Genomic DNA, 342 nt, shown 5'->3' on the forward strand with positions numbered 1-342 from the left:
GGTTGAGGAAGGTCGCGTAGACCGCGAAGACCGGGTGCAGTCCGCCGGTGGCCAGGCCGGCCGCGCTGGTGACGGCGTGCTGCTCGGCGATGCCCACGTCGAAGATCCGGTCCGGGAAGGCCTCGGCGAACGGGGCCAGGCCCACCGGGTGCAGCATCGCGGCGGTGATGCCGACGATGTCCTCGCGCTCGTGGCCGAGCGCCACCATCTCCTCGGCGAAGACCGAGGTCCAGTCCTTGCCGGAGCTCTTGATCGGCAGGCCGGTCTCCGGGTGGATGACGCCGACCGCGTGGAAGCGGTCCTCGTCGTTGTTCTCGGCGGCGTGGTAGCCGCGGCCCTTCT

The 342-nt window shown here is 71.1% G+C and carries 1 pseudogene; it reads right to left on the reverse strand.

The window, feature by feature from the left end:
- Nucleotides 1-342, reverse strand: a pseudogene (locus VR45_RS13290) (1-deoxy-D-xylulose-5-phosphate synthase); the annotation flags it as partial.

Source organism: Streptomyces sp. NRRL S-495 (assembly GCF_000966955.1).
Classification (GTDB): Bacteria; Actinomycetota; Actinomycetes; order Streptomycetales; family Streptomycetaceae; genus Kitasatospora; species Kitasatospora purpeofusca.